Here is a 17,573-nt window from a genome sequence, read left to right as displayed (position 1 = left end):
TGTCGGGGACTGCCTCAGGCTTCCGGAGTTCGCACCGCCGGGAAGCTGGCGATCACGGCAAGCCCTGGATTGTTGTCCTCCAACGCGATGGTGGCGCCATGCAGGTCGGCCACCGCCTTGACGAGGCTGAGGCCAAGGCCGCTGCCGGGCGTCGTGCGGCTGGAATCCAGCCGATAGAGCCGTTGGAAGACTTTTTCGCGCTCCTCCGCCGGAATGCCGGGGCCATTGTCGCGGATATGGACGAGAACGCGGTCGTCCTGCCTGGTCACCGACAGCTCGATTGCCGTGCCGGGCGGACAATGCCTAAGTGCGTTCTCGACCAGATTGGCGAGCATCTGCATCAGCAGGTCGCGATCGCCATGGATAATCCATTTCGTGTCCGGAATAAGCTTTGCGGACAGGGACTTCCCGTCATCCTCTGCGACATCGGCATAGACCTCACCGATGGTGTCGACGACAGCGCCGACATCGAGATCGACGAAGCGCGCCTTGCGTGCGCCGGCCTCGATCTGGGCGATGCGCAGCAGCGCATCGAAGGTCTCGTTGATCTGCCGGCTCTCGGCGCGCGCGTCGGCCAGCTCGCTGGCGACATCCTCGCCCGATGCCGTCTTGTCGGCGGCCTGCTCGAGGATCATCTGCAGGCGGTTGAGCGGCGTCTTCAGGTCATGCGCAATGTTGGCGCTGACCTCCCGCATGCCGTCGACCAGCCCCGACAGGCGGTCGAGCGCGGCGTTCACCTGGGCCGATACGGCGTCGATGTCGTCGCCGTTGCCGATCAGCGGGATGCGCGCGTCGAGCCGTCCGTGCGAGACGTCGACCATGGTGGCGGCAATTCCGTCGAGGCGCCGCTGCACACGCGCGGCGAGCAGGGCGCCGCCGGCGATCGCGAGGCCGGTGATGAACAGCGTGCCCCAGCCGAAGCTCATCAGCACGATGGTCTTGAGCTCGTCGGTTTCCGCGAGCGAGAAGGCGATCGTGAGATTGTTGCCGCCGACCTCGCCCGTATAGGCGCGATACATCGTGTCGGGCGGCACGCCCGGCAATCTGGCCGCGAACATCGAGAAGCCGTCGGGCAGGCCGGAAGCGGCGAAATTTCCGGCCAGATGGTTGCCGTCGGGACCGCTCAGCGAGAAAAGCTGATCCTTGTCCGGGCTGAGGTCGGCATTGTTGTTGACCGAGGCGACAAGATCTTCCTTGTCGTTCTCCGCATAGGTCAGGGCGACGACCGAATAGGTCTCCTTGATGGATTGATCGAGCCGTCTGGCGAGGTCGGCGCTCATCAGCTGGTAGACGATCGCGCCGGACAGGATGAAGGCGAGCACGAACAGGAAGGCAAAGGTCAGCGCCAGCCGGAACGGCGTGCTGCGCAACAGGCTGGGACGTGCCTCTTTCATCGCTCTAGGCGGGCTTCGGCCAGAACAGCCATAGCAGCACAAGCGCCGCCGCTATCCAGACCGCGATCATGAACATCAGACCGGCCCTGCTGACCGGCTTGGCGCGGCGCGCGGCCTCGTCGCGGAACTCCTGCATGAGGCCGGCCGGCACCAGCCTGACCGCCAGCATGATGCCGAGCGGGACGATCAAAAGGTCATCCAGATAGCCGATGACCGGGATGAAATCCGGAATGAGATCGATGGGACTGAGGGCATAGGCGGCGACCGCCCCGGAAACGGCCTTCGCATACCAGGGGACGCGAGGATCGCGCGCGGCAAGCCACAATGCCACCGTGTCGCGCTTGATGGTGCGCGCCCATCGCTTTGCAGTGTCCAGCATCGACATGTCGCTTATATACGGACAGCCGGCCGGAGGCGCGAGATGCGATCAAGCATGGATCGTCAAACAGGCGCGTGCAGGCTGTAGCCGGTGTTGCGCACGGTGTGGATCAGCGGCACGTCGAACGGCCGGTCGACCTTGGCTCTGAGCCGGCTGATATGGGTCTCGACGACGCTGGTCTTGGGGTCGAAGTGAAAATCCCAGACGCGCTCCAGAAGCATGGTGCGGGTAATGACGCGGCCCTCGCCTCGCATCAGCACCTCGAGCAGGCTGAACTCCCTGGGCTGCAGGTCGATCGCCTGGCCCTGTCTGGTCACCCGGCGCAGGATCAGGTCCATTTCGAGATCGGCGACGCGCAGGCTGGTCTTCTGCTCCTGCGCCGCCGGCCGGCGGCCGAGCGCGTTGATGCGGGCAAGCAGCTCGGAAAAGGCGAACGGCTTGACGAGATAGTCGTCGCCGCCGGCCTCCAATCCCTCGACCCGGTCGTCGACGCCGCCGATCGAGGTCAGGAATATGGCCGGCGTCTTGACGCCCGCGGCCCGCACCGCCTTGATCATCGACAGGCCGTCGAGGCCGGGGACCATGCGGTCGGCCACGATCACGTCATAGGCATCGCGGGTTGCGGCGGAGAGCGCGTCATGGCCGTTGCGCAGGAGATCGCAGGCGTGCCCGGCCTCGGTCAGCCCCCTGACGACGTAGTCGGCGGTCCTTGGATCGTCTTCAACCAGCAGAAGTCGCATTTTGGCCTATCGTCCGGCGTCCCATCGCAATCGGCATGGTAGCATCGGCGATGACCCATTCCCACAAGCCGGACTTACGCACGCCTGTCCGCGGCCTTACAAATTCGTAAGAATGGCCGGAAATACTGCCGAGGCCTCGCCATCGGTCGGGAGAAAGGCTAGTGAGACCTGGCGTCCCTGCGGCACCGGAGTGTTGACACCAGTGGCTTACACATCTCTCAAGTCGGCGCCAAAAGCGTTCGACCAGCACAGGCGCCTGATCGTCGTCCAGGTCGCTGCGGTGCTGGCCATCGTGCTGCTGCTTTTTTCCAGGCCGTTTCTCAGCGAAGGCTCGAACGGGCACGAGCTGGTTGAAATGACCGGCTTCGGCCTCGTGCTGATCTGCTTTCTCGGCCGGCTGTGGAGCATCCTCTACGTCGGCGGCAGGAAGAATGACGAGCTGATCGTCTCAGGCCCGTTCTCGATGACCCGCAACCCGCTCTATTTCTTCTCGACCATCGGCGTCATCGGCATCGGGCTGATGTTCGGATCGGTGCTGGCGGCGACGGCGCTGGGCCTCGCAAGCTTCCTTGTCTTCCGCTTCACCGCCGGCCGGGAGGCCGAGTTCCTGACGGCCAAGTTCGGCGCCGCCTACACGGCCTATGCCGAGCGGACGCCGCGCTTCTGGCCGAATCCGCTCATCTACCGCGACCAGGACCAATGGGTCTTTTCCACGAGCGCGCTGAAAAGCACGTTCCGCGACGGGCTTTACTTTCTGGCCTTGTTCCCGCTCATCGAGACGGTCGAGTATTTTCGCGCAGCCGGGATGCTGCCGACCTTGTTCACCGTCTACTGATCGCGATTGGGGCATTGGCTGCCCAACCCACAAAACCCGGCCGATTTGCACCCAAAAGAAGTCAGGGGCATCGCCTTGATGGCCCGTGTTGGCGAGGCATATACATCAGTATAACTTTGGCTGCCGGCTGGCGCGATGGACGTTCGCATATCGAAACACAATACACTCGGGCGGATGTCTGTGTTTGAGCTCGATGCCCTGCGGGAAGCGTTCAGGCGATCTGTTCACGAGAACAACGTCACGGAAGTCCAGTGGGCTGAACATGCCGAGCTTTTCGTCAAAGGCATGATCCGCAAAGAGAGCCGCGCCGTCCAAACCTGACTGGCGCGAGGCCGTACCTTGTTGAAGCCGGCTTAAGACCGGCCCTTGCCGCGAGCGCCACGCCTCGTGCTTTCCAAAAGAATCGCCAGGCAGCCGACCAGGATAAGGGCGCCGCCGGCGAGCGGCGGCAGCGCCAAGAACTTCACGGCGCCAGTGACCAAGGCAATCACGATCAGCGCCAGCAGCGCCAGGCTGCCGTCGTCGACGAACATGCCGACAAGCTCGTTTAGCACGAGGCGGACGACCTTCATCGGGCAATTCCCTCGGTGGGCGCGGCATAGGCGCCGCGCAGCCGGCGCACCATGGCGAAGGATACGGCGGCGATGACGGCGAAGATGGCAAGCAGGGCAAAATCCTCGCCCGGCCATTCGGCGCCGAGGCCCTCGCCGGTCCAGAAAATGCCAAAGCTGGTCAGCATCAGCCCGACGACGAATTTGAGCGCGTTTTCCGGCACGCGCGCCAATGGCCGGTGCACGGCGAGCCCGATAAGCATCACCAGCACGAAGGCCGCGAGCGCGCCGAGGCTGGCATAGAGCGTCTGGCCATGCGCCGCGCCGACGGCAATGACGATGAACACCACCTCCACCCCTTCGAGCAGCACCGCCTTGAAGGCGGCGACGCCGGCCAGATAGTCGGCGCGGCGGTCGTCGGCCTGGCGGGCGAGCGCATCGGTTTGCCTGGAGAAGGCGGCCTCTTCGTCGCGCAGCGCAATGACGCCGGCGCTGCGCAGGATCGCTTTCCGCAGCCAGCGCATGCCGAACAGGACGAGCAGAACGCCGACGACATATTGCAGCACGGTGATGGGGACGAGCGCCAGCAGCGGCCCGAAGGCCAGCACCAGCGCCGCCAGCACGCCGAGCGCCAGCGCAGCACCCGTCAGCGCCGGACGCCAGCTGCGCGTCACGCCGACGGCAAGCACGATAGTGAAAGCCTCGACCACCTCGACGAAGGACGCCAGGAACGAGGCCGTCACGGTAGAGAGGACTGGTGTAAGATCGTGCATGGAGGAGGATACCGTGCTCCGGCATTTCGCCGCCCGTCATCAGATAACGGCCAGCCTGGCCTTGTTCAATCGGCCATGAAGCCCAAACTATGGCGGACCGTATATGCGCCCGCCCGCCGCACATCCAGCCGTGAGCCGAACTTGCACCGGCGTACCGGCCGGTGCCATAACGCCACGGTTCATCGGGGAATGTGTTCAAGATGACGATACCGTTGAAAGACCTTCCCCTGCGCACCCCCATCGACGGCCGGCATCGCCAGATGCTGATCGGCGGCGAATGGCGCGATGCGGTGAGCGGCCGGACTTTCGAGACGCGCAATCCCGCCACCGGCGCGGTGATCGGTACCGTGCCGCAATCGGACGCGAAGGATATCGACCTTGCGGTCGCCGCGGCGCGGCGCGCCTTCGAAGGACCGTGGAGCCGCTTCAAGCCCTATGAGCGCCAGCTGCTGCTGCTCAAGATCGCCGATGTGATGGAGCGGCATTGGGAGGAGCTGGCGCTCTCCGACACCACCGACATGGGCATGCCGATCACTCGCACCTTGGCCAACAGGAATCGCGTCCTCGGCATGCTGCGCTTCTATGCCGGCATGGCGACGTCGATCCACGGCCAGACCATCGGCAATTCGCTGCCGGGCGAGATCGTCTCCTATACGCGCAAGGAACCGGTCGGCGTCGTCGGCGCGATCATTCCCTGGAATGCGCCCACCGCCGCCTCGGTCTGGAAGATCGGCCCGGCCTTGGCCACCGGCTGCACCATCGTCCTGAAGCCTTCGGAAGAAGCGCCGCTGACGCCGCTGCTGATCGCCGACCTGATGCAGGAGGCCGGCGTGCCGCCCGGCGTCGTCAATGTGGTGACCGGAACCGGCGCGGAAGCCGGCGCGCCGCTCGCGGCGCATATGGATGTCGACAAGCTGGTCTTCACCGGCTCGACCGCCACCGGCCAGGCGATCCTGCGCGCTTCGGCGGCCAACATGAAACGCGTGTCGCTGGAACTCGGCGGCAAGTCGCCGGTGATCGTGCTCGCCGATGCCGACATCGAGCGCGCCGTGCCGGTCGCGGCCATGTCGGTCTTCGCCAATTCCGGCCAGGTCTGCATCGCAGGCTCACGGCTCTTCGTCGAGCGGCCGATCCATGACGAATTCGTCGAGCGCGTCGCGGCCTTCGCGGCAAAGCTTCGGATCGGCGACGGCGCCGATCCCGAGACGGAGATCGGGCCACTGATCTCGCCAAGACAGCTCGAACGCGTCAGCGGCTTCATCGAGGACGGCGCGCGCGAAGGCGCCAGGCTGGTGACCGGCGGCACGCGGATCACCGAAGGCGCCTTGGCTGCCGGCAATTTCGTGACGCCGGGCGTGTTTGCCGGCGTCACCGACGGCATGCGCATCGCGCGCGAGGAGATTTTCGGGCCGATCGTCTCGGCGCTGCCCTTCGACACGCTGGACGAGGCTGTACGGCGCGGCAACGACACGCCCTACGGTCTTGCCGCCGGCGTGTTCACCCGCGATGTCGGCAAGGCGCATCAGCTCGCCAACCGGCTGCGCGCCGGCTCGGTCTGGGTCAACACCTATCACGCGATCGATCCGGCCGTGCCCTTCGGCGGCTACAAGATGAGCGGTTACGGCCGCGAGGGCGGCACCGAGCATCTCGAGGAATTTCTCAACACCAAGGGCGTCTGGATCCGCATTGATTGACAGTCTGTATCAATTCAGCGTCCGTTGAATCGCTGCGCCGCCCTACTACCTGTTTTCACGCAATTCCCAGGCGGAAAGCTGTTCGCATTTCCTGGTATTGCGCTGGAGCAACAAACGAATTTTGAGCGGCCCGCTGAGCCGCTCCGGCTGGAATGGAGCGCATGAAGAAGATCGGGTTTCTGTCATTCGGGCATTGGTCGCCCGCGCCGCAATCGGGCACGCGCTCGGGCGCCGACGCGTTGCTGCAGTCGATCGACCTCGCGGTCGCGGCCGAGGAGCTCGGCGCGGACGGCGCCTATTTCCGCGTCCATCATTTTGCCCGGCAGCTCGGCTCGCCCTTCCCGCTGCTTGCCGCGGCCGGCGCCAAAACCAAACGCATCGAGCTCGGCACCGCCGTCATCGACATGCGCTACGAGAACCCGCTCTATATGGCGGAGGATGCGGGCGCCGCCGACCTGATTGCAGGCGGGCGTTTGCAGTTGGGAATCAGCCGCGGCTCGCCCGAGCAGGTGATCGATGGCTGGCGCTATTTCGGCTACGTGCCGGAAGAGGGCAAAACCGATGCCGACATGGCGCGCCGCCACGCCGAGATTTTTCTCGACTTGCTGCGCGGAGAAGGTTTTGCCCAGCCCAATCCGCGGCCGATGTTCCCCAACCCGCCCGGGCTGCTGAGGCTCGAGCCGTTCTCGGAGGGCTTGCGCGATCGAATCTGGTGGGGCGCCGCGACCAACGCCACCGCCGAATGGGCGGCCAAGCTCGGCATGAACCTGCAGAGCTCGACGCTGAAATTCGACGAGGGCGGCCAGCCGCTGCACATCCAGCAGGCCGAGCAAATAAGAGCCTTCCGTGCCGCCTGGAAGGAGGCCGGCCACGCCAGGGAGCCGCGCGTCTCGGTCAGCCGCAGCATCTTTGCCTTGGTCAACGACATGGACCGCGCCTATTTCGGCGGCAGCGAGGGCCAGGATCATTTCGGCTATATCGAGCCGGAAAAGCGCGCCGTGTTCGGCCGCACCTATGCCGCCGAACCGGACGTGCTCATCGAGCAGCTTAAGGAAGACCAGGCAATCGCCGAGGCCGACACGCTGCTGCTCACCGTGCCCAACCAGCTCGGCGTCAACTACAACGCCCATGTCATCGAGGCGATCCTGAAGCACGTCGCGCCGGCGCTTGGCTGGCGGTGACGGAAAACCTGCACTTTTCCTGGCATTGCTCTAGGAGCTCACTTTCAGGCCGACGACGCCAAGGATGGTCACGGCAGCGAAGGTGAGGCGCACGGCGTCAGAGCTTTCGCCGAACAGCACGACGCCGGCGGCGAGCGAGCCGACCGCGCCGATGCCGGTCCAGACCGCATAGGCGGTGCCGAGCGGCAGCACGGTGAGCGCCTTGGTCAGCAGGGCGATGAAGATGACCAAAAGCGCCAGCGAGATGCCGGCCCAAAGCGGCTCGGAAAACCCGACCGACTTCTTGGCCGCCAGCGCCCAGGCGACGTCGATGATGCCAGAGACAATCAGCAGCAGCCATGCGAGCGACGGGCTCATGCGAGCCTCTCCGCGACGCTGGCGGCGAGCCGGCGCACCTCGCCTTCGGTCCGCCTGGCGCCGGCTTCGACGGTGTCCGGCTGACCGATGGTGGGTGAGACATGGACGATATCGGCATCCTTCAGGCCGATGAAGGCAAGCGCGGTGCTGAGATAGGGCGTGGCGAGATCCGGCCGGCCATAGCTTGGGCCTTCGGTGAAGTCACCGGAAGCTGCCATGAGGACGGCGGTCGGCCGCGCGCGGAGCAAAGGCGAATAGCCGGTCGCCGGATTGAAGGAGAAGCTCAGCCCCGGCTGCGTTACCAGGTCGAACAGATGTTTCAGCCGGTAAGGCACGCCGAGATTCCACATCGGCGTCGAGATCAGGATCGCATCGGCGGCGTCGAGCCTCGCGACATAGTGGCCGATCAGCTTCCAGGCCTGGCTCTGCGCGTCGGTCAGCGGCGTGTTGGAGAGCTTGGCATATTTGGCGTCGATCGCCGCGCCATCGAAGGTCGGCAGGATGGCGGTCCAGATGTTGAAGTGGTCGACCTCCATCTTCGGCAGCTGCTCTTTCAGCTGTGCGAGGAAGTTTTTCGCTGCCTTGCTCGACCAGGAGCGGTCGGCGCGCGGCGAGGCTTCGATATGCAGAATGCGGCTCATGTCGTTCTCCAGTCAGGCTGGTTTGTTTGCCGAGTGCGATATATGTTCGCGCAGATGCGAGCGCATTTAGCAATTTTGCCATTCTTGTTCGCATGGATGCGAAGATGGTCGACTATGAGGATGTGCAGCTGGTGGCGGCGATTGCGGCGGCGGGCGGTGTGCGCGGCGCGCAGGCCAGGCTCGGCACCCATATCGCGACCATCTACCGGCAGCTCAGGGATCTCGAGCAGCGAAGCGGCGGCGCGCTGTTCGAGCGCCTCGGCGACAATCTCGTGCCCACCGGCAGGGCGGAGCCCTTCCTCGACGCAGCGGAAGATTTGCGGGACAGGCTCGCGAAGGTCGAGCGACGCGTGGCGGCGCTGGACGACCGCCTGATCGGACCGCTCAATGTGACGACGGCCGATACGCTGCTCGATATCGCCTCGGCTTGCCTCAAGGCGTTCGGCGAAGCGCATCCGGGCATCGCGCTGTCGCTGCAAGTGAGCAACAGCTTTGCCGATCTCGGGCGCCGGGAGGCCGATGTCGCCATCCGGCCGACGCTGACGCCGCCGGAAACGCTTGTCGGCCGGCGTGTCGCCCGCTTCTCCTATGCCGTTTATGCAAGCGAGGCGTCGTCGCCCGGCGGTTGGATCGGCTTCGACGCGGCACTGGCCGCCTTGCCGGCGGCGCAGTGGCTGAAGGCGAACGTCGCCGAGGATGAGATGAGGCTGAGGGTCAACAGCCTCACGGCCGCCGCCGCGGCCGCCGAGGTCGGCTGGGGGCGGGCGCTGGTGCCCGAATATCTTGGTTCGGCGCGCCGGCTGTCGCGCGTGAGCGAAAGCATCGAGGCGCTCGCCTCCGAGCTATGGGTGCTCTACCATCCGGACCTGAGGGGCAATCCACGCGTGCGCGCGTTCAGCGATTTTTCCGCGAAGTGGCTGCGGACGCGGCTGAATGCCGGTGCTTGGCTGCCAAGCCGGCCAGGCAGTTGAGCTGTCACGGCCGACGACGCGCTCCATCTGCCTTACCGCCGATATTGACATCTGATAAAATAGCAACCTAATCGGTTACGTAACCGATTACGGCTCATTAAAAGTGGAGGAAAGCATGAGCGAGGCACGCTGGTCGGCGCCTGCATCCTGCAGGTCTTGAGCACCGGGCCGCAGCTGCTCGGCGTCGGCGACAATTTCAAACCGATCGTGATTGGCCTTGTCATTGTGCTCGCCGTCATTCTAGACGCCTATCGGGAGAGACTTTTGCGCAAAATCCGTTAAGGGAGCGCGGGGACCAGGGACCATGACGACGATTGCCGATGTCGCGCGCTATGCGGGGGTATCCGTCGCAACGGTCTCGCATGTGATGAACCGCACGCGCCATGTCGAGCCGGAGACGGCCGAGCGCGTGCGCGCCGCGATCACCGCCTTGCGCTACAGCCCGAATTCGCTGGCGCGCAGCCTCAGGCGCGGCGAGACCAAGACCATCGGCCTGCTGCTCCCCGACAATTCCAACCCGTTCTTCGCCGGCGTCGCGCGCCAGATCGAGGATGCGGGCTTCGTCGCCGGCTACACGGTGATCCTGTGCAACTCCGACGGCAGCGCCGAGAAGGAGGAGCGCTATCTGTCGGTGCTGATGGCCAAGCAGATCGACGGGCTGATCTTCGCCGGCTCGTCCGACCATGCACGCGTGTTTGCGAGCCTTTCCGCCGCCGTGCCGGCGGTGCTGCTCGATCGCGAGATCCATTCCGTCCATGTCGATTCCGTGCTGGTCGACCACGACCACGGCGGCTATCTCGCCGGCCGTTATCTGGTCGGGCTCGGCCACAAAAAGATCGGCGTCATCGGCGGTCCGCGCGATTCGAGCTCCAGCCCCGCCCGCCTGCGCGGCTTTGTCCGGGCGCTCGAGGAAGCCGGGCTCAACCTGCCGGCTTCCTCTGTGGTCGATTCCGACTATCATTTCGCCGGCGGCCGGCTGGCGATGGAGCGGCTGATGGGGCAGGCGCCGGAGATCACGGCGGTGTTCGCCTGCAACGACCTGATGGCCATGGGTGCCATCATCGCGCTGCGCTCGCGCGGATTGCATGTCCCCGACGACATGTCGCTGGTCGGTTTCGACGACATTCCCTATGCGGTCACCACATGGCCGCCGCTGACGACGATCGCGCAGCCGGTCGAAAAGATCGGCACGCGGGCCGTGAGCCTGCTGCTCGAGCGCCTCGGCGAGCCGACCGCGCCCTCGCGCCGGGAGGTCTTGGCGCCGGTGCTGGTCGAGAGGGAAAGCTGCGCGGTGTTGCGGAAGTAGGCGCCAGCATCATCAACGCTGGCGCTGCCCCCGCTCCGTCTCGGCGCTGCGCGCCGAGCCACCTCTCCCCCATTTCATGGGGGCGAGGAAACGCTAACCGCCGAGGGCGCGACCTTCGCAAGCTTGGGTTCCCCCGCCAAAGGCGGGGGAGAGGTGGCTCGGCGAAGCCGAGACGGAGAGGGGGAGCGCCCTATGCGATTGTCCTGCCGTTTGAAACGGCCTTGGCGACAGGCCTCACGCCGCCGGCTGCATCGCGGCCCGCAGCAGCATGCCGAACAGGTCGCGCGGCTCGTCGGGGTCGGCGAGCAGGTCGAGCTCCTCATAGAGGCCGGTGGCCTGGAGCTGGTCGCGGACATAGCGCAGCGCGGAAAAATCTTCCGTGGCGAAGCCGACGGAATCGAACAGCGTGATCTGCTCCGGCGTCTTGCGGCCCTGCGCCTTTCCGGTCATCACCTGCCACAGCTCGGTCACCGGATGGTCGGCGTCGAGCTGCTGGATCTCGCCCTCGATGCGCGTCTGCGGCGGGAACTCGACGAAGATGTCGGAGCGCAAGAGGATGTCGCGATGCAGCTCCGTCTTGCCCGGGCAGTCGCCGCCGACCGCGTTGATATGCACGCCGGAGCCGACCATGTTGTCGGTGAGGATGGTCGCGCACTGCTTGTCGGCCGTCACCGTGGTGATGATGTCGACGCCCTCGACCGCATCCTGGCCGGTCGAGCAGATGGTGAGGTCGAAACCCTTGGCCGCCAGGTTGCGGGCGCATTTTTCCGAGGCCGAACGGTCGATGTCGTAGAGCCGCAGCTTATCGACGCCGAGCAATGCCTTGAAGGCGATGGCCTGGAACTCCGACTGGGCGCCGTTGCCGATGATGGCCATGGCTTGGCTGCCCTTGGGCGCCAGATATTTGGCCGCGACGGCGGACGTGGCCGCCGTGCGCAGCGCCGTCAGGATCGTCATCTCGGTCAAAAGCATCGGATAGCCGGAACCGACATCGGCGAGCACGCCGAAGGCCGTGACCGTCTGGCGGCCCTCGCGCATGTTCTTCGGATGGCCGTTGACATATTTGAAGCCGTACATCTTGCCGTCGCTGGTCGGCATCAGCTCGATGACGCCGTCATGGCTGTGCGAGGCGATGCGCGGCGTCTTGTCGAACAGCTCCCAGCGGCGGAAATCCTCCTCGATATAGGCGGCGAGCTCGGTGAGGAACCGCTCGACGCCGATGGTGAGCACCAGCTTCATCATGCGGTCGACGCTGACGAAGGGGACGATGGCAAGGCGCGATGGCTGGGTCATGGTCAGAGGCTTCCGGAATGGCTGCGGGTCGGGCGGTCCATGATGCGGCGGCCCATCAGGCTGGCGGTGAGGTCGACCATCAGGGTCGCGGTGCGGCCGCGCTCGTCGAGGAACGGGTTCAGCTCGACAAGATCGAGGCTGGAGACCAGGCCGCTGTCGGACAGCATCTCCATCACCAGATGCGCTTCGCGAAAAGTGGCGCCGCCGGGGACCGTGGTGCCGACGGCGGGCGCGATCGACGGGTCGAGGAAGTCGACATCGAGGCTGACATGCAAGAGCCCGTTCTCCTTCTCGACGCGCCCGAGGAAGGCGCGCAGCAGCGGCGCGATGCCGTGCTCGTCGATGGCGCGCATGTCGTGCACGGTCACGCCCGCCTCCTTCAACGCGCGGCGCTCGGCCAGATCGACGCTGCGCAGGCCCATGGTGCAGACGCGGGCGGGGTCGACCGCCGTGGGCAGGTCCGGGAAATAGCCCGAAAAACCCGGCCGGCCGCTGGCATAGGCGAGCGGCACGCCATGCAGATTACCGCTGGTGGTGGTGTCGAGCGTATGGAAATCCGGATGCGCGTCGAGCCACAGCACGAAGAGCGGCCGGCCCCGTTCGGCGGCGCGACGCGCCACGCCCGACACCGTGCCGGCGGAGATCGAGTGGTCGCCGCCGAGGAAGATCGGCATGGCGTCGCTCGAAGCCGTGTAGGCGGTCTCGGCGATCGCCGACGTCCAGGCGGAGATTTCGGGCAGCGCCTTCAGGGCGAGGTTGCCGTGAACGACGGCGCGCGCCTGGGCCGGCTGCACCGCGCCCCAGTCCTCGACCTCATGGCCGAGTTCCGACAGCACCGAGACGAGCCCGGCGGTGCGCAGCGCGCTCGGTCCCATTTCGCATCCCATCCTGCCTGCGCCGTCCTGCACCGGCGCGCCGACGATCCTGCAGCGCATGATTCTTTTTAGCCCTTGCGATTTGACCGAAGGATTGAACCATCGCTGCCTGGCGGTTTGAACAAGGAAAATTGGCATTTCGAAAAGATCAATCTATCATATTGGAAAGATGATTTGATCGAAATGGAAAAGCATGGACGCGCTCGACGAAAGGCTGGTGACGCTTCTGAGGCACGATGCGCGGCGCAGCGTCTCCGATCTCGCGCTCGATCTCGGCGTCTCGCGCGCCACCGTCAGGGCGCGCATGGAGCGGCTGGAAAAATCCGGCGAGATCATCGGCTACACGGTGGTGCTGCGCGCCGACGCGGTCGACCAGAAGATACGCGGCGTGATGATGATCGAGATCGAGGGCCACGCCGCCGACCGCGTCATCCGGGCGCTCGGCGGCTTTCCCGAAGTGTCGACCATCCACACCACCAACGGCCGCTGGGACCTGGTGGTCGAGCTCGGCACCGCATCGCTGACCGATTTCGACGCCGTGCTGCGGAGGATACGGCTGATCCCAGGGATAACGGGGAGCGAAACCAGCCTGCTGCTCGCGACGCCGCGGACGACTAGGGCGAGGTTGGGATAGGTGCTGGGGGAAAAATCCGCACCCAAAACGCGAAAAAGCCGCGGAAAACGCGGCTTTTCGATTGCTTGATCCCTGGAGAACACTCCAATTTGCCAGAGTACGCAGCTGCGCAGGCGGATACAGAGCTCCTTCCCCGAGCCAGAGCCGACCCCGCTTGGGTTGCCGGGCCCTTCACCAGATCAATTGATCAACCAATCCCCTCGCCATCAACGAGGACGGTGTTGTCGGGCGGAAGTTTGTCGCCAGCTTGCGGTGATTGCGATGTCACCTTGATTTTGCTGTCTGGAAACTGAAGCGTGTATCCATCCATCAGCGTTATGCTCGATAGCGATATTATCTTGTCACTATACCCCAGTGTCACGCCAAAACGTTCGGCAAGTTCAGTCGTCGCAGCTACTGTCATGCCCACGAAGTTCGGAGCCGCCAGTGGTATGGCAATTCCGGATTTCATTGTTGGTATAGGGGATGGGATCGACCCGAGCGGAAATGACTTGCCCTGCTGTTTGGCGAAGTCAGCCGGCATGACCGCCTTGGTAACCTCCCGCATCGCCTGCGAAGCGCAGCCTGCTATGACGTCCAGATCAGATTCGTAACCGTTCGATGCCTTGATGAAGTCTGCGGCAGATATTCCATCGGTGAACTCGCAGCGGTAGGCATTTTCAGTGATGAAATTGACCAAATTCAAGCTATCGAGGATACGGCTTCGTGTTTTAGCACAGATAGCAAGCACATCTGACGCATGCTGAATATCCGCTTCGTTAGGTGCTGGCGGCGCTTTTGCAATCGTCATTGGTGCCAATGTGGCAGAGTAGGGTACCGAATTTGCGGTTGGGTCATCGCGAAACGACGCCAACCACTTGCGCAGCATATCATAAAGATCCGAAGTGGAATTTGGTGAGCTAATATCCAAATCGACCGGGCCGCCTTCATGATACGTTTCGACATGGAGTTCGCTTGCATACTTCTGATGCAATTCGTCGAGCTTCACTTTGCCTTCAGCGGAAAAGGCGGAATAGGAACCACCAAGGCTGGCGGCAATAGACATTGCGTCTTGTTTAGACAGAGCGTCAATACGCATTACGGCGAAAAATAAGCCGCCGCGATCGACACCACGCACGAACATGTTGCCATAGCGTCCGTTAAAAGCTTTGGGATCGGAGATCAATTGTTTCGCGGCATCTGTCAGCTCTGGTTCGTCTATCGACAGATATTCTAACTTGACGAATGCACTGAGCATCAAAAATAGGGAGCTGCTTTGAACTTTTGATCGCTTGGCGAAATCGAAGCGGGCGCTTGCGCCCTGAAAGGCGGGAACCCCATAACTTGCTTCGGCACTGATGCCCAAAGCGCTCTCTAGCTCTTCAGTTGTGGTGATGCGAGTAATGGACCAGCTGGCAGTCGAGCCCCCGGCATTCTTAACGCCTGTAATCTCTCCCTGAACAGCTTTGTTCATGGGATTGCTCGTCGAATAATCCACGCCGATTCCAAAGTCATAGCTCTTGATCATCGGCACAACGACTTGGGTCAAACCCATCGATATCTCCCATTTGCTGGTGTGGCAAGCAAGGTATAGTACGACTACTAAGAGTCACCATCTAGTAGACGCGAATATGTTTGTCGCGATGGAAATTGGCAATTCCCGAAACCGACGAAATCTCGACCGCCAGGAAGGGTACGCCTCGATTCTGTGCCCTAAGAATGAGGCGCTGGTCCTGAGCTATCGCGAAAATCCGACCGCCCTAAATACCACGCAGTTGGGATAGCGCGTGTGAAGTGCGTCACGCTGTATGGACTTTCAGCGCGCTCTCCCCAACGGTTTGGTCTTGTAGAAATCAGCGACGATCTTGATCATCGCCGCCGAGTGTGGACGGTTTCGAGAACGCGTCCCAGCGATGGCCGGGCTGGTAACCCGCTCGTGATCCCGGCCCTTTGATCTGGCTCTTGCCGTACGGGTTTTTCGTGCGTTCAAAACGCGAAAAAGCCGCGGAAAACCGCGGCTTTTCGTTTGCTTGATCCCGGAAGGGAAACTGGAGCGGGTGAGGCGATTCGAACGCCCGACCCCAACCTTGGCAAGGTTGTGCTCTACCCCTGAGCTACACCCGCTCGCGCGGCCTTGGGCCGCAAGCCGCGCCTATATGGCCGAAGAGCGCGGCGATTGCAACAGGGAAATGACGGTCTTTTTGGAGCTAGCTCTTCATAGGCTGTAGGTTCCCTCCGAACGGGCGGATTGCCTTTCCAGGCCGGATACGGTCTTGCCCCATGGGCATCGTTGGCCGTAAACGGCATGACCTTCAAGACGAAGTGAGGACCGATGCCGAAGACCGAAGCCGAGCTCTATGCCTTTCTTGCCGATCTCGGCATCTCCGTCTCGACGGTGCGCCATCCGCCATTGTTCACGGTCGCCGATTCGCAGGCGCTGCGCGGCGAAATCCCGGGCGGGCACACCAAGAACCTGTTCCTCAAGGACAAGAAGGACAATTTCTTCCTCGTCACCGTCGGCGAGGAGGCGGAGGTCGATCTCAAGCAGATCCACCATCTGATCGGCGCCGCCGGCCGCGTGTCCTTCGGCAAGCCGGAAATGCTGATGGAGCTGCTCGGCGTCGTTCCTGGCGCGGTCACCGTCTTCGGCCTGATCAACGACACGGCCGGCCGGGTCAAGGTGGTTCTCGACCAGGAGCTGATGAGCCACGATGTCATCAACGGCCATCCGCTGACCAACGAGGCGACGACGACCATCGCGGCGGCCGATCTCGTCAGATTCGTCGAGGCAACTGGCCACGATGCTGTTATCTTGAAAGTCTCATTATCTTGAAAGTCAGGGCTTGATCGCCACATGGATGGCGAAACCGAAATCCGACAATGACGCGCCGCGCCCTGTTGCCTGCGGCGGCGCGACCGAAAGGGCCACGACATGAGTGACAACAACCCGTTCAGCGGCTCATTTGGCGGCAATGCCGGCCAGTATGCCCAATCCGTCCAGTATGGCGGTGGCGACCGCGCCAAGGTGTCGCTCGGCGAGGCGCCGTCGGCCGCCGAGCTGATCAAGGACACCACGACCGCGACATTCGCGGCCGACGTCATCCAGGAATCGCGCCGCCAGCCGGTTCTGGTCGACTTCTGGGCGCCCTGGTGCGGCCCCTGCAAGCAGCTGACGCCGCAGCTCGAAAAGGCGGTCCAGGCCGCAGGCGGCAAGGTCAAGCTGGTCAAGATGAACATCGACGACCATCCCTCGGTCGCCGGCCAGCTCGGCATCCAGTCTATTCCGGCGGTCATCGCCTTCAAGGACGGCCAGCCGGTCGATGGCTTCATGGGCGCGATTCCGGAAAGCCAGATTACCCAGTTCATCCAGAAGGTCGGCGGCAAGGGAGGCGGCGCGGCGTCGCAGATCACGGATGCGTTGGCGGCGGCCAGCGAGGCGCGCGAGGCCGGCGATGTCCAGACCGCGGCCGATATCTATGACGCGATCCTCGAGCAGGCGCCCGAAACCATCGAGGCGATTGCCGGGCTTGGCGAGATCCTGTTCGAGGCCGGCGACAGCCAAGGCGCCGAGGCGGCGCTTGCAAAAGCGCCCGAGGACAAGAAGGACGCGCCGGCGCTTGCGGCGCTGCGGGCCAAGATGACGCTTGCCGCGGAAGCGGCGGCGCTCGGCAATCCGGCCGAGTTCGAGCGCCGGCTCGCCGCCAATCCCAACGATCATCAGGCGCGCTTTGACCTGGCGATGGTGCAGAATTCGCGCGGCGAGCGGACGCAGGCCGCCGAAAATTTGCTGGCGATCATCAAGGCCGACCGGACATGGAACGACGACGGCGCCAGGGCGCAGCTGTTGAAGTTCTTCGAGGCGTGGGGGATGACCGACGAGGCGACGCTGGCGGCGCGGCGCAAGCTCTCGTCGCTGCTGTTCTCGTGAGCGCTTTGCCGCCGGCTTCTTTGCCGGGCAAGGGGGCTTGCG

19 protein-coding genes, 1 tRNA gene and 1 pseudogene are annotated in these 17,573 nt (G+C 63.9%); 10 read left to right on the top strand and 11 right to left on the bottom strand.

Annotation, left to right across the window (positions count from 1 at the left end; genetic code table 11):
* Window positions 1–14: 14 nt before the first annotated feature.
* Genes RFM40_RS24755 through RFM40_RS24745 form a run of 3 tightly spaced genes read right to left on the bottom strand, consistent with a single transcriptional unit; the run spans window position 15 to window position 2,513 of the window.
* Window positions 15–1,394 (bottom strand): sensor histidine kinase, encoded by a 1,380-nt coding sequence (locus tag RFM40_RS24755; protein WP_320278448.1) that lies wholly within the window; start codon window positions 1,392–1,394, stop codon window positions 15–17.
* Window positions 1,395–1,398: 4 nt separating this feature from the next.
* On the bottom strand, window positions 1,399–1,779 hold the full coding sequence (locus tag RFM40_RS24750) for a YkvA family protein (protein ID WP_320228427.1): 381 nt from the start codon (window positions 1,777–1,779) through the stop codon (window positions 1,399–1,401).
* 56 nt (window positions 1,780–1,835) lie between these two features.
* Window positions 1,836–2,513, bottom strand: a complete 678-nt coding sequence (locus tag RFM40_RS24745; RefSeq protein ID WP_320278447.1) for a winged helix-turn-helix domain-containing protein — start codon at window positions 2,511–2,513, stop codon at window positions 1,836–1,838.
* A gap of 202 nt (window positions 2,514–2,715) precedes the next feature.
* On the opposite strand from RFM40_RS24745, the gene RFM40_RS24740 reads away from it, so the two are divergent.
* Both RFM40_RS24740 and RFM40_RS24735 read left to right on the top strand, forming a co-directional pair.
* A complete protein-coding gene (locus tag RFM40_RS24740) occupies window positions 2,716–3,348 on the top strand; it encodes a methyltransferase family protein (protein WP_320228429.1) in 633 nt (210 codons plus the stop codon).
* A 180-nt stretch (window positions 3,349–3,528) separates the two neighbouring features.
* Window positions 3,529–3,669 (top strand): hypothetical protein, encoded by a 141-nt coding sequence (locus tag RFM40_RS24735; protein WP_320228430.1) that lies wholly within the window; start codon window positions 3,529–3,531, stop codon window positions 3,667–3,669.
* Between the two features lie 32 nt (window positions 3,670–3,701).
* Here RFM40_RS24735 and RFM40_RS24730 read toward each other — a convergent pair whose 3' ends face one another.
* Window positions 3,702–3,920 carry a hypothetical protein gene (locus RFM40_RS24730; RefSeq protein WP_320228431.1) on the bottom strand — a complete coding sequence of 73 codons (219 nt, stop codon included), beginning with the start codon at window positions 3,918–3,920 and terminating at the stop codon, window positions 3,702–3,704.
* A complete protein-coding gene (locus tag RFM40_RS24725) occupies window positions 3,917–4,672 on the bottom strand; it encodes a COG4280 domain-containing protein (protein WP_320228432.1) in 756 nt (251 codons plus the stop codon). The genes RFM40_RS24730 and RFM40_RS24725 overlap by 4 nt, the downstream gene beginning before the upstream one ends.
* A 200-nt stretch (window positions 4,673–4,872) precedes the next feature.
* Here RFM40_RS24725 and RFM40_RS24720 point away from each other — a divergent pair, with 200 nt between their 5' ends.
* Both RFM40_RS24720 and RFM40_RS24715 read left to right on the top strand, forming a co-directional pair.
* Window positions 4,873–6,366 carry an aldehyde dehydrogenase family protein gene (locus RFM40_RS24720; protein WP_320228433.1) on the top strand — a complete coding sequence of 498 codons (1,494 nt, stop codon included), beginning with the start codon at window positions 4,873–4,875 and terminating at the stop codon, window positions 6,364–6,366.
* A gap of 161 nt (window positions 6,367–6,527) precedes the next feature.
* On the top strand, window positions 6,528–7,547 hold the full coding sequence (locus RFM40_RS24715; RefSeq protein ID WP_320278446.1) for an LLM class flavin-dependent oxidoreductase: 1,020 nt from the start codon (window positions 6,528–6,530) through the stop codon (window positions 7,545–7,547).
* A 30-nt stretch (window positions 7,548–7,577) separates the two neighbouring features.
* On the opposite strand, the gene RFM40_RS24710 is transcribed toward RFM40_RS24715, so the two are convergent.
* Window positions 7,578–7,904, bottom strand: a complete 327-nt coding sequence (locus RFM40_RS24710; RefSeq protein ID WP_320228435.1) for a DMT family transporter — start codon at window positions 7,902–7,904, stop codon at window positions 7,578–7,580.
* The gene (locus RFM40_RS24705) at window positions 7,901–8,545 is read right to left on the bottom strand and encodes an FMN-dependent NADH-azoreductase (protein WP_320278445.1); all 645 of its coding nucleotides are present in this window, start codon (window positions 8,543–8,545) and stop codon (window positions 7,901–7,903) included. The genes RFM40_RS24710 and RFM40_RS24705 overlap by 4 nt, the downstream gene beginning before the upstream one ends.
* Window positions 8,546–8,649: 104 nt before the next feature.
* Between RFM40_RS24705 and RFM40_RS24700 the strand changes: the two genes are divergently transcribed.
* The 3 genes and pseudogenes from RFM40_RS24700 (at window position 8,650) to RFM40_RS24690 (ending at window position 10,822) form a co-directional block, all read left to right on the top strand.
* A complete protein-coding gene (locus RFM40_RS24700; protein WP_320228437.1) occupies window positions 8,650–9,516 on the top strand; it encodes a LysR family transcriptional regulator in 867 nt (288 codons plus the stop codon).
* A 102-nt stretch (window positions 9,517–9,618) separates the two neighbouring features.
* Window positions 9,619–9,798: pseudogene (locus tag RFM40_RS24695) on the top strand (ABC transporter permease); the annotation flags it as partial.
* Window positions 9,799–9,820: 22 nt separating this feature from the next.
* Window positions 9,821–10,822, top strand: a complete 1,002-nt coding sequence (locus tag RFM40_RS24690; RefSeq protein WP_320278444.1) for a LacI family DNA-binding transcriptional regulator — start codon at window positions 9,821–9,823, stop codon at window positions 10,820–10,822.
* A gap of 234 nt (window positions 10,823–11,056) precedes the next feature.
* On the opposite strand, the gene ocd is transcribed toward RFM40_RS24690, so the two are convergent.
* Window positions 11,057–12,115, bottom strand: coding sequence for an ornithine cyclodeaminase (gene ocd, locus RFM40_RS24685; RefSeq protein WP_320278443.1), 1,059 nt, complete (start codon window positions 12,113–12,115; stop codon window positions 11,057–11,059).
* Between the two features lie 2 nt (window positions 12,116–12,117).
* Complete coding sequence (gene rocF / locus RFM40_RS24680) at window positions 12,118–13,050, bottom strand: arginase (protein ID WP_320228440.1); 933 nt, start codon at window positions 13,048–13,050, stop codon at window positions 12,118–12,120.
* Window positions 13,051–13,183: 133 nt separating this feature from the next.
* Between rocF and RFM40_RS24675 the strand changes: the two genes are divergently transcribed.
* Window positions 13,184–13,624 carry an Lrp/AsnC family transcriptional regulator gene (locus RFM40_RS24675; RefSeq protein WP_095782813.1) on the top strand — a complete coding sequence of 147 codons (441 nt, stop codon included), beginning with the start codon at window positions 13,184–13,186 and terminating at the stop codon, window positions 13,622–13,624.
* A gap of 187 nt (window positions 13,625–13,811) precedes the next feature.
* Here the strand turns inward: RFM40_RS24675 and RFM40_RS24670 are convergent, their stop codons facing one another.
* On the bottom strand, window positions 13,812–15,158 hold the full coding sequence (locus tag RFM40_RS24670) for a PASTA domain-containing protein (RefSeq protein WP_320273124.1): 1,347 nt from the start codon (window positions 15,156–15,158) through the stop codon (window positions 13,812–13,814).
* A 494-nt stretch (window positions 15,159–15,652) separates the two neighbouring features.
* Window positions 15,653–15,727, bottom strand: a tRNA-Gly gene (locus RFM40_RS24665).
* Window positions 15,728–15,935: 208 nt separating this feature from the next.
* Between RFM40_RS24665 and RFM40_RS24660 the strand changes: the two genes are divergently transcribed.
* Both RFM40_RS24660 and trxA read left to right on the top strand, forming a co-directional pair.
* The gene (locus tag RFM40_RS24660; RefSeq protein WP_320223669.1) at window positions 15,936–16,436 is read left to right on the top strand and encodes a prolyl-tRNA synthetase associated domain-containing protein; all 501 of its coding nucleotides are present in this window, start codon (window positions 15,936–15,938) and stop codon (window positions 16,434–16,436) included.
* 99 nt (window positions 16,437–16,535) lie between these two features.
* Entirely contained in the window at window positions 16,536–17,531 is a 996-nt protein-coding gene (trxA, locus tag RFM40_RS24655) for a thioredoxin (protein ID WP_320278442.1), read from the top strand.
* Window positions 17,532–17,573: the final 42 nt, after the last annotated feature.

The organism is Mesorhizobium captivum (assembly GCF_033977165.1).
GTDB lineage: Bacteria > Pseudomonadota > Alphaproteobacteria > Rhizobiales > Rhizobiaceae > Mesorhizobium > Mesorhizobium captivum.
The sequence above is the reverse complement of the archived record's forward strand: the minus strand, read 5'-3'. Positions and strand labels throughout refer to the sequence as shown.